Raw genomic sequence first — 11,908 nt, 5'->3', positions numbered from 1 at the left:
AAAGAAGAGGGGTTAAAAAGCTAACTCAGTCCTCAACGCCCTTGTCGGTTATCCTGAAGATCGCCTCACCCTCCGGGAGGTGCGGGCTGTCTATGAGCCGGGCAACCCTCTTTCCGGCCTTGCCCTTCCGGAGGTAAATCCTGAGCGTTGCGCTGTGGGCCAGTATGTGGCCACCAACCGGCCTCGTGGGGTCACCGAAAAAGGCATCGGGTTTGGCCTGAACCTGATTGGTGACGAAGACCGCTATGTCGTAGAGATCCGCTATCCTGTGGAGGTCCGAGAGGTGCTTGGCGAGCTTCTGCTGCCTCTCTGCCAGCGTTCCCCTCCCAACGTACTCGCTCCTGAAGTGAGCCATGAGGGAATCGACAACCAGCAGCTTCACCGGCCGGTCCGTCTCGGCCTTTTCCTTGATTATCTCCTCCGCCTTCTCAATGAGAAGCATCTGGTGGTTGCTGTTGAAGGCCCGGGCCACGTAGATGTTCTTAAGTGTCTCATCCGGATCAAGGCCGCGGTTTTCTGCAATCTGCCGTATCCTCTCAGGTCGGAAGGTGTTCTCCGTGTCTATCCATATGACGGAACCGTGAAGGCCGCCCTCCTCCTCAGGGAGCTGAACCATTACCGCCAGCGTGTGGGCCAGCTGGGTCTTTCCGGATCCAAACTCACCGAAGACCTCGGTTATCGCCTGCGTCTCAACCCCACCACCGACGAGCTTGTCCAGGCTCTTGCTTCCAGTGGAAATCCTGCCGATGGTTCTGCGCTTCTCCATGTACTCGTCGGCACGCATAAAGGTTCCTATGTTTGCGGCCTCCCTCGCGGCCTGGATTATCTTGAGCGCCGCACCCTCGCTTATCCCGGCAATCTCCTTGAGTTCCATTGGAGAGGCGACGGCTATGGCCTCTATGCTGTCATAACCTGCCTCACGGAGCTTTTCTGCGGTGGCAGGACCAACACCCGGCAGATCCTCAAGGGTCTTTATCCCCTTTTCCTTAGTTTTCTTGGTTGAGCTTGATGGGGACTCCTCAACGACATCGAGCTCCTCAAACTCTTCGAGCTCTTTTATTTCATCCTCAGCCTTCTTTTTCCTCGGCATCTCACTCACCCGCTACGGCTACCTTTCATAGGGGTAAAAAGCCGAAGGGTTATATACTTTTCTTTCCGATGGAGCGCAAGATAAAAGTGCCAGATATCTAGAGATGCCAGGAATTCACGCCCTTGCTGGACCGTTTTAGTAGGGATTGGATACACAATCTGGCGGTAAGGATAATGGGGCAACACTCTCACCTTTTTCCACTGGAAGAGCCGGGCTTTATGACGATCAGTTTGGAGCCTTCGGGAATCTCCTCATCCAGCGCAGGACTGAGGACCGGCTTCTCCAGATAGTACCCCAAGAGGAAGTAACCATCACTGCGGAGGCGTTTCATGGCCTCCACGTACGGGACGCCCCATAAATCCCTGCGCTCCAGAACGGAGATATCGTAGCCGCCGGTGGCGGTTGTCAGGTCATCTATGACGTCCACCACCTCGGGCTCAAAAACGGAGCTCGCGAGAAGCCTTCCAGCCAGGCTCCTGCTGAGTATCACCCTGTCAGCCCCGGCCTGCCTCAGCAGCTCAAGGCTCTCCCCGCGAAGGGCCTCGACGAAGACCTTCGCTCCGGACATGCGCTTCACCATTAGGGTGGTGAAGACGGACTTCGAGTCGTCCTCAAGGGCGAGGATAACGTAGGACGCCTCCCGCACGTGGGCGCGTTCAAGTGTCTCGGGGTTGGTTGGGTCGCCAATGAGGACCTCCACCTCCTCTGGAAGCTCGACCTTCTTCCGCTCCCCTTCGTCGGGGAAGACCACAACTATGGGCCGCATCTCCACCTCTCCACTGGAAATCGCGGCCATGAGCTCATCCACGCAGCTTGGAATGCTGCTCCCGCGACCGATTATCACGTAGTGTCCAGAATACCTAACCCTGTGCATGCCCATCATCCTCCTCAGAGACGATGAAATGAAGTATTCAGCCAGAATCGAAACGAGGGCAGTGAAAGTTGAGATTCCAGCAACGGCGGCAACCATAGCCACGGCACGGCCGGCCTCAGTCTGAGGGGTTATGTCGCCGTATCCGATTGTGGCCATCGTTATGACCGCCCAGTAAAAAGCCGTGTAGAAGCTCACGTTCTCGAAATACATAAACAGAAACGCAAAAATGACCGCGAGCAGGAGGACAAGCGTGGCTATTTGAAGTAGCCGGTTCCTGCTGACCTTAACTTTCATCCTGAGAAGTCTTCTAACCACGGGTACCGGGATCATGATGTGCACTATGACCCCTGCCTTAATAAAATTATCACCCATGCCCAGGCCCATTCACGGATGGACTCATTTTTCCAGTGGAAACAAAGGTCTTTTTCGATGTCCATCTAAAAGACCCCCCAGAGTTTCATTTCCACTGGAACCCAGTTTTGACGATGGACGGAGCTATAGTCTGTGAATATGAAAAGAAGGGTTTATAATACAGATTACAAAGAGCAATGAGACTACTTTTAAACAAGGTTCACGATACGGTGAACTATCATTCATCACTATTCCAAATTACATCCTTTTTATGAACATTGTTCATAAAAACATATAAATACTAAAAGTTGAAAAAAGGATGGGAGAGTTTCACCAGGAGATCAGTCCAAATATGGGAGTAGCCCAAAACCCCGCTCCACAGGAAACAAAACTCCCTGGGGGTCAATTTTGTTAACGTTTTCTCTAACACGTTAATGCAACTGTTTTCTCAAAATGTGTATTCTCGTGCTCCAATGTATCTCTTTTGATGTTCGCTCCTGTTCATTCTCCTTTCAGTGGAAGCCGGTCGATGACTTTCTCTGTCCGTTTACAAACAGCAATTTTTGGTGTACACAAGTGTTCTAAGAACTCCCTGGTTTCCTGTGGAAGTTTGTTTTGGGTGTAACGTTATTAACCCCTTTGTCCAATTTTTAGTGGTGGTTAACATGGAGGGTATCGAAACGCAGGTTCTTGAGTGGCTTAGGGCAGGCAATGATACTGCCGAGGATATAGTTGACCTTCCCTGGTCCGTGCGGGAGATGAGGCCGGGTATGTACGTGGCAGAACATCCGAGAATGCCTTTCTCGTTGCTGGTGGCTTTTTCTGAGGATTTTATCCATTTGCTTGTCCCGCTGGGGCTGGAAACATTCTCTATGACAAAGGACGAGAAACTCAGGGTGTATCATACCCTCCTTCGTCTCAACGACCAGGTGAACCTGATGAAATTCACCCTCTCAGGAATGGACGATGACGTCTACCTTCGCGTGGATCTTGACAAGAAGACTCTGGGCAAGGACGAGTTTAACGATGCGCTGACGGCATTGCTAATAGGCCTTATGTCTGCGGTTTCAGCCCTGGGGCTGGAGGAGGCTTTTGCGAAGGAAATCTTTGACCGCATCGTTGGAATGGTTCTGGAGAGGGTTGAGCGCGGCGCCAGCAGGGACGAGCTTATGAGGTTCCTGACCGTCAAGGTCGGAATGAGAGTTGAGGACGCAAAAAACCTGCTCGACGAGGTGTTCGCGGCCAAGAAAGAAATTGATGGGCAGGGGGAAGACGTTGGGTACTTCTGATGTACCCAGGTTTTTCTTTTCAGCCTTCCAGTCGATGTATCGGTGTTAATGTATACGTTTTTAGAACCTTGTAGTCCGAGATTAGGATCTCTTACTACCGGCATGTTTATAAACTCTTTCTCATTTAGAACCTTGAGGTGATTTTTGTGACTGATATTGAAACGCAGGTTCTTGAGTGGCTTAGGACTGGCAGAGAGGATGCCGCCGACATAGTTGACCTTCCGTGGGAGGTTAAGGCGGTTGACGAGTCCATGTACGTTGCTGAGCATCCGAAGATGCCTTTCACCCTCGTTGTCATGTTCTCCGACGAGTTTGTTCACCTTGTGATTCCCACGAGCCTTGAAACCTACGGCATGAGCGATGAGGACAGGCTCTACGTTTACCACACCCTTCTTGAGCTAAACGATAGGATATACATGATGAAGTTCAGCCTTGGGAGGCCCAACGACGTCGTTAACATCCGTGTTGACCTCGACAAGAAGACTCTCGGCAAGGAGGAATTCAACGACGCCCTGACCGCTCTGGCAGTTGGCCTTCTCTCGGGAGTTTCTGCCCTCGGTCTCGAGGAGGAGTTCGTTGAGAGAATATTTGACCGCATCGTCGTCATGCTCCTTGAGAGGATTCAGAAGGGCTACACCTACGAGCAGCTCATGGAGTTCCTCACCATCAAGGTCGGGCTTAAAGAGAAGGACGCCAAAGAGCTTCTCGACGCTGTCCTTGAAGCTGTGGAAGAAGAGCCTACGGATGAAGAAGGCTGATTTCGCCTTCTTTTCTTTGATTATCCCTTCCATTTTCTGCTTGGCTTTTTACATCCTCCTGTTCAATAAGGCATATAAACCCCTCAGCTCGATTATCTATGCTTTCCTCTGCATCCGGTGCTTCCTCTGGAGCACATGTTTGATGTTCAAAATCTCTTCGATTAAATTGGTCGATTGGCAACTGTAAACTTTAAAATTATCACATGTTCGGCAAATTAGAAATTTATTGAATGAAAATCAGCGACAGGGCTGGATTTCCAGTGGAGTGGGTGGTGTCGATGGACGACAATTACCTCGATTCAATCTTTGAGAAGTACCTTCACGCCAAGAAAATCTTTAAGAATAAGGAGGTTCTCAGGCACAGCTACACGCCCAAGGAGCTACCGCACAGGCGTGAACAGATTGAGAACCTCGCCCACATTTTGGTTCCTGTTCTCCGTGGGGAGACTCCCTCCAATGTTTTTGTCTACGGCAAGACTGGTACCGGTAAGACCGTCACGATAAAGTTCGTTACGGAGGAACTCAAGAAGATATCCCAGAAGTACAACGTCCCGGTGGATGTCATCTACGTTAACTGTGAGATAGTGGACACGCAGTACCGCGTCTTGGCCAACATCGTGAACCATTTCAAGCTTGAGAGCGGCATTGAGGTCCCTCTCGTCGGCTGGCCGACCGATGAGGTCTACGCCAAGCTCAAGGAGGTAATAGACGCCAAGGAGCGCTTCGTCATAATAGTTTTGGACGAGATAGACAAGCTAATCAAGAAAAGTGGCGATGATATCCTGTATTCCCTCACAAGGATAAATACCGAGCTTTCCTTGGCCAAGGTGAGCATAATCGGAATATCCAACGACCTCAAGTTTAAGGAGTACCTCGATGCGCGTGTCCTCTCCAGCCTGAGCGAGGAAGAGGTGGTCTTTCCGCCGTACGACGCCAATCAGCTCAGGGACATACTCATGCAGCGTGCCAAGGATGCATTCAACGAAGGCGTTCTGGACGATGGTGTCGTTCCCCTCTGTGCCGCACTCGCTGCCCGCGAGCACGGTGACGCGAGACGTGCCCTCGACTTGCTCCGCGTTGCGGGTGAGATAGCCGAGCGCGAGGGTGCCAGTAAAGTTACCGAAAGGCACGTCTGGAAGGCGCAGGAAAAAATCGAACAGGATACCATGGAGGAGGTCATAAAGACCCTTCCGCTCCATTCAAAGGTTCTGCTCTACGCGATAGTTCTCTTGGATGAGAACGGTGAGCTCCCGGCCAACACCGGCGACGTTTACTCCGTTTACAAGTCTCTCTGCGACCACATCGACCTCGAACCCCTCACCCAGCGGCGTGTGAGCGACCTGATAAACGAGCTTGATATGCTCGGTATCATCAACGCCAAAGTGGTCAGCAAGGGCCGCTACGGGCGGACCAAGGAGATAAGGCTCAACGTAACCCCTTATAAGGTCAAGAACATATACCGTCATGACCACCAGCTCCAGACGGTGCTTACCATAAGCATGTCCCGCCAGAGGAGGCTGCTCTGATGGGTCTGATCGAGGATTTGATGGCCAACAAATATCTAATCACCCCATCCGCCTATTACCTTCTCGTTGACGGCTATAAGAAGGACTTCACCCTCGCGGAGCTCATAAAGTTCGCCAAGGCACGGGGGACGTTCGTGATAGACTCCTCACTTGCGAAGGACTTCCTGTCCCAGAAGGGTGCCTCTCCAATGGAAAGCCCCGCTTCCTCTTCAGCCGTGGAAGGGTCCACCGCCGGGGAGCAGATTCACGTGGAAACGCCTTCTGGTGAGGAAATCCCAATGAAAATATCTAATTCTGTGGAATCCGGCGATTCGGTTGCATCAATATCTGAAATTGCGGAGGATACGGCTTCTTCATATGATGCCCCTCAAACATATATTTCCACTGGAACTCCCCTTGAAAGAGGTGAGGAAACTCCTGAAATAGCATCATCGGGGGAAGAAGAAAGCAGTTTGTCTGAGGGGGAGAGTTATATTTCCACTGGAAATGTGGGTGATGTGGGGGCCAGCGGGAGCTTTGAATCCAAAACGGCAGTGGGGGAGGGTACTTCTTCGGAGGTTCCTGGGGAAGTTCTTCCCGTGGAAGGTGAGACCATCGTTGAAGAAACATCGGCTGAAAACGGTAACGGCTACGATAACGGCTATGCAAACGGGGAGGAGAACGGAAACGGGGTCAAGCCCAAGATTGTGTACGGGGATTACGGTGTTCCCATAGCGTACGTGGGTGAGGAAATTCCCGAAGAGGAGAAGAGCTACTCCGTTTACGCTGACTTTAGGCTCTCTCCAAGGGAGGACTTCCACTACAGAGCCAAAGAGATCCCCGACGACTACGAGATAACATTCGACGTGAAGAACGTCAAGTTCACCCTACCCAAGGCCAAGAATGCCGCTGGTAAAGAGGGTGACGTTATAATTAAGGTATACTCCGACTACTTCAGGAGCCGGCTCAAGAAGATGCGCAGAATCCTCCGCGAGAACCCGGAGATAGGCGGTGTGATAGACATAGCCAAGCTGGGCTACGTCAGGGACGAGGATGAGGTGACCATCATCGGCCTCGTTAACAGCAAGCGCGAGACTGCAAAGGGTTACATGTTCGAGGTTGAGGACAACACGGGCGTTATCAAGGTATTCATAAACCGGAACAACGAGGAGAGCAAAAAGTTCTTCCAGATAATGCCCGATTCGGTCATAGCCTTCCGTGGAAGGTACTCTGGCAGGGGTATATTCTTCGCCAACAAGATATTCCTCCCCGATGTCCCCAAGTTCAAGCGCGAGAAGCCTCCCCTGGAGGAAAAGGTCTACGCCGTTCTTCTCAGCGACATCCACGTCGGCTCAAACAAGTTCTGCGAGAAGGCCTTCATGCGCTTCCTGGAGTGGCTCAACGGTGAGGTGAACAACAAGGCTGAGGAGGAGTTCGTCAGCAGGATCAAGTACATGGTGATCGCCGGTGACGTCGTTGACGGTATAGGCATCTACCCCGGCCAGTACAACGAGCTGGCCATTCCGGACATATTCGACCAGTACGAGGCGCTCGCAAACCTGCTGAGCAATGTACCCGACCACATAACCATGTTCATCGGCCCCGGCAACCACGATGCCGCGAGAACCGCCATTCCCCAGCCGGGCTTCTACGAAGAATACGCCAGGCCCCTTCTCAAGCTCAAGAACGCCGTTATAATAAGCAACCCCGCGGTGATAAGGCTCCACGGCAGGGACTTTCTCATAGCCCACGGCAGGGGAATCGAGGACGTGGTCAACTTCATCCCGAACAGGAGCCACCACAGGCCGGCCGAGGCTATGCTCGACCTGCTGAAGCTCCGCCACCTCGCACCGACATTTGGCGAGAAGGTTCCCATAGCTCCCGACCCCGAGGATACTCTCGTCATAGAGTCGGTTCCCGACCTCTTCCAGGCCGGCCACGTCCACGTTATGCAGTACAAGATGTACAACGGCGTTTTTCTCATAAATACGGGCACCTGGCAGGCTCAGACGGAGTTCCAGAAGATGGTGAACATCGTGCCGACCCCGGCAAGGGTTCCGATAATAGACGTTGAAACCGCCAGACTGAGGGCGGTTATAAGGTTCGACCAGTACTGTGAGGGGGTTTGAATGGGAGAGGAGCTCTACTCGCCCGGGATGAAAGCTTACTTTGAATCCCTCCAGCGCGAGATTGACAGGGCCTACGAGGTTGCGAGAAAGGCCCGCGCTCAGGGCAAGGACCCGAGCCTGGAAGTGGAGGTGCCCCAAGCCACGGACATGGCCGGCCGTGTGGAGAGCCTCGTCGGGCCGAAGGGTGTGGCAGAGAGGATACGCGTTCTCGTCAAGGAGTACGGTAAGGAGCTGGCCGCGCTTAAAGTGGTGGATGAAATCATCGAGGGCAGGTTCGGTGACCTTGGGAGCAAGGAGAAGTACGCTGAGCAGGCCGTCAGAACTGCCCTGGCGATTCTCACAGAGGGCATCGTCTCGGCTCCCCTTGAGGGAATAGCCGACGTTAAGATCAAGCGCAACGAGTGGGCCGACAACAGCGAGTACCTGGCGCTCTACTACGCGGGACCGATAAGGAGCTCCGGCGGAACGGCCCAGGCTCTGAGCGTCCTCGTCGGGGATTACGTCCGTAAAAAGCTCGGTCTCGACCGCTTCAAGCCCAGCGAGAAGCACATTGAGAGAATGGTCGAGGAGGTAGACCTCTACCACCGCGCCGTCACGCGCCTGCAGTACCACCCCGAGGCCGACGAGGTAAGGCTGGCCATGAGGAACATCCCCATCGAGATAACTGGCGAAGAAACCGACAAGGTCGAGGTCTCTCACAGGGACGTTCAGGGGGTGGAGACCAACCACCTGCGCGGCGGCGCGATACTCGTCCTGGCCGAGGGAGTTCTCCAGAAGGCGAAGAAGCTCGTCAAGTACATAGACAAGATGGGTGTGGACGGCTGGGACTGGATAAAGGAGTTCGTCGAGGCCAAGGAGAAGGGAAAATCCGGAGATGAAAAGAAAGCCTCAGACGAGTCCAGGGCCGAGGAGGTTCCGAAAGACGAGGTAAAGGAAAAGGTCGAGAAGGGCTTCTACTACGGGCTTTACGAGCGCTTTAGGGCCAATGTAGCCCCCAACAAAAAGTACACGAAGGAGATAATCGGTGGAAGGCCGCTCTTTGCCGAGCCATCAACCAACGGCGGGTTCAGGCTCAGGTACGGAAGGAGTCGCGTCAGCGGGTTCGCCACATGGAGCGTCAATCCAGCCACCATGCTCATTCTCGACGAGTTCATAGCGATTGGAACCCAGATGAAGACGGAGAGGCCCGGCAAGGGATGTATTGTAACCCCCGCCACCACCGTCGAGGGGCCGATAGTAAAGCTCAAGGACGGGAGCGTGGTGAGGGTAGAGGACTACCAAACGGCCCTCAGAATCAGGGACAAGATCGAGGAGATACTCTACGTTGGCGATGCCCTTGTGAACTTCGGCGACTTCGTCGAGAACAACCAGACGCTTCTTCCAGCCAACTACGCCGAGGAATGGTGGGTTCAGGAGTTCGTCAAGGCCATGGCGGAGACCTACGAGGTCGAGCTTAAGCCCTTCTCCGACAACCCGCGCGAGGCGATCGAAGAGGCGGCGGAATACATTGAACTCGACCCCGATTTTCTGGAGAAGCTCCTTAAGGACCCCCTCCGCGTGAGGCCGAGCGTCGAGGAGGCGGTGCACATCTCAAAGGTTCTCGACGTTCCCCTTCACCCGTACTACACCCTCTACTGGAACACGCTGGAGCCGGAGGAGGTTGAGGAGCTCCAGAGGGCCCTTGTGGGTGCTCAAATCGAGTGGGACGAGTTCAGAAAGCTCAAGTTCGCGAGGAAGGTAGTCCTCGACAACGACCCCGAGATAAAGCGCTACCTTGAACTCCTCGGCCTCCCCCACAGGCTTGAGCGGACCGAGGACAGGAAAAAGGTCATCGTGATAGACTACCCCTGGAGTGCAGCTCTGCTCACACCCCTGGGCAACCTCGAGTGGGAGTTCAAAGCCAAGCCCCTCTTCACGGTCATCGACATCATCAACGAGAACAACCGGATCAAGCTCCGCGACAGGGGAATCAGCTGGATCGGCGCTCGTATGGGCAGGCCGGAGAAGGCCAAGGAGAGGAAGATGAAGCCGCCGGTACAGGTTCTCTTCCCCATAGGCCTCGCCGGTGGAAGCTCGCGTGACATAAAGAAGGCCGCCGAGGAGGGAAAGGTCACCAGCGTGGAGATAGCCTTCTTCAAGTGCCCTGAATGCGGTCACACAGGGCCTGAGCACATCTGCCCGCGCTGTGGGACACGGAAGGAGCTCCTCTGGCACTGCGCCAAGTGCAACGTTGATTACTCGCAGGGTGAGGCCGAGAACTTTGACTTCCGCTGTCCGAAGTGCGGAACCGAGCTTAAGCCCTACGCGAGGAGAACCATAAAGCCCTCCGAGCTTCTCCGCGCCGCGATGGAGAACGTCAAGGTCTACGGCATCGACAGGCTGAAGGGCGTCCAGGGTATGACCTCCGGCTTTAAGATGGCAGAACCGCTTGAGAAGGGCCTTCTAAGGGCCAAAAACGACGTCTACGTCTTTAAAGATGGTACCATTCGTTTCGATGCCACCGATGCCCCCATAACCCACTTCAAGCCGAGGGAGATAGGCACGAGCGTTGAAAAATTGAGGGAGCTCGGCTACACCCACGACTTCGAGGGCAAGCCCCTTGAGCGGGACGACCAGATACTCGAGCTTAAAGTCCAGGACGTCATCCTGCCCTATGAGGCAGGAAAGTACCTTCTCAAGGTGGCTCGCTTCATAGACGACCTCCTTGAGAAGTTCTACGGCCTTCCAAGGTTCTACAACGCCGAGAAGATGGAGGACCTCGTCGGGCACCTCGTTATAGGTTTGGCCCCGCACACCTCGGCCGGAATCATCGGCAGGATAATCGGCTTCTCTGACGTTCTCGTTGGCTACGCTCACCCGTACTATCATGCAGCTAAAAGGCGCAACTGTGACGGGGATGAAGACGCCGTCATGCTCCTCCTCGATGCACTGCTCAACTTCAGCAAGTACTACTTGCCCGAGAAGCGCGGCGGTAAAATGGACGCTCCGCTCGTCGTTACCACGCGCCTCGACCCGCGCGAGGTGGACAGCGAGGTCCACAACATGGACGTGGTCCGCTACTATCCCCTTGAATTCTACAGCGCCACCTACGAGATGAAATCGCCCAAGGAGATAAAGTTCATCGAGCGCGTCGAGGACCGCCTCGGAAGGCCGGAGATGTACGAAGGCCTGAAGTTCACCCACGACACCGATGACATCGGCCTCGGCCCGAAGATGAGCCTGTACAAACAGCTCGGCGATATGGTCGAGAAGGTGGAGCGCCAGCTCGCCCTCGCTGAGCGCATCCGCGCGGTGGACGAGCACCACGTTGCCGAAACGATAATCAACTCCCACCTCGTCCCCGACCTGAGGGGCAACCTGAGGAGCTTCACCCGTCAGGAGTTCCGCTGCGTCAAGTGCAACACGAAGTACCGCAGACCGCCCCTCACCGGCAAATGCCCGAAGTGCGGCGGTAAGATAGTCCTCACCGTCAGCAAGGGTGCCATAGAGAAGTACCTGCCAACGGCCAAGATGCTCGTCACGAAGTACAGCGTCCTCGACTACACGAGGCAGAGGATATGTCTGACCGAGAAGGACATAAAGTCCCTCTTCGAGAACGTCTTCCCGGAGAGGCAGAGGACGCTCATGGGATTCTCCGCCGACGTATGCGAGAAGATGATAAAGGAGCGGACAGGCAAATCTAACGGCAGGAACGGCTACCTGGACGAGCTGAAGGCCAACGGGAAGCTCAAGAAAAAGGCCGAAAAGTCAAAGGCCGGGACGAAAACTGAAAAGAAGTCCAAAAAAGCCGATAAGAAAACAAAACCCTCCGAGGGTCTGGAAAAGGCAGTCAGGAAGGAGAAGTCAAAGATGAAGAAGCCCAAGAAGGGCATCAGCCTCGACGAGTTCTTTGGCTCCTAGCTTTTCCGTTAA

The 11,908-nt window shown here is 54.1% G+C and carries 7 protein-coding genes; 5 read left to right on the top strand and 2 right to left on the bottom strand.

The window, feature by feature from the left end:
• Window positions 1–25 precede the first annotated feature (25 nt).
• Complete coding sequence (gene radA, locus E3E37_RS07005; protein WP_088865506.1) at window positions 26–1,090, bottom strand: DNA repair and recombination protein RadA; 1,065 nt, start codon at window positions 1,088–1,090, stop codon at window positions 26–28.
• A 187-nt stretch (window positions 1,091–1,277) separates the two neighbouring features.
• A complete protein-coding gene (locus tag E3E37_RS07000) occupies window positions 1,278–2,294 on the bottom strand; it encodes a TrkA family potassium uptake protein (RefSeq protein WP_167716382.1) in 1,017 nt (338 codons plus the stop codon).
• A 686-nt stretch (window positions 2,295–2,980) separates the two neighbouring features.
• Between E3E37_RS07000 and E3E37_RS06995 the strand changes: the two genes are divergently transcribed.
• The 5 genes from E3E37_RS06995 (at window position 2,981) to E3E37_RS06975 (ending at window position 11,896) form a co-directional block, all read left to right on the top strand.
• A complete protein-coding gene (locus E3E37_RS06995; protein ID WP_167716380.1) occupies window positions 2,981–3,604 on the top strand; it encodes a DNA-binding protein in 624 nt (207 codons plus the stop codon).
• A gap of 146 nt (window positions 3,605–3,750) precedes the next feature.
• The gene (locus tag E3E37_RS06990; protein ID WP_167716032.1) at window positions 3,751–4,362 is read left to right on the top strand and encodes a DNA-binding protein; all 612 of its coding nucleotides are present in this window, start codon (window positions 3,751–3,753) and stop codon (window positions 4,360–4,362) included.
• 278 nt (window positions 4,363–4,640) lie between these two features.
• A complete protein-coding gene (locus E3E37_RS06985; RefSeq protein WP_088865501.1) occupies window positions 4,641–5,888 on the top strand; it encodes an ORC1-type DNA replication protein in 1,248 nt (415 codons plus the stop codon).
• Entirely contained in the window at window positions 5,888–7,996 is a 2,109-nt protein-coding gene (locus E3E37_RS06980) for a DNA-directed DNA polymerase II small subunit (RefSeq protein WP_167716030.1), read from the top strand. Before E3E37_RS06985 ends, E3E37_RS06980 begins: the two co-directional genes overlap by 1 nt.
• On the top strand, window positions 7,997–11,896 hold the full coding sequence (locus E3E37_RS06975; RefSeq protein WP_167716028.1) for a DNA-directed DNA polymerase II large subunit: 3,900 nt from the start codon (window positions 7,997–7,999) through the stop codon (window positions 11,894–11,896).
• Window positions 11,897–11,908 lie beyond the last annotated feature (12 nt).

The sequence above is a fragment of the Thermococcus sp. ES12 genome (assembly GCF_012027515.1).
GTDB lineage: Archaea > Methanobacteriota_B > Thermococci > Thermococcales > Thermococcaceae > Thermococcus > Thermococcus barossii.
Note: the sequence above shows the minus strand (reverse complement) of the source record. Positions and strands in the feature narration are given on the sequence as shown.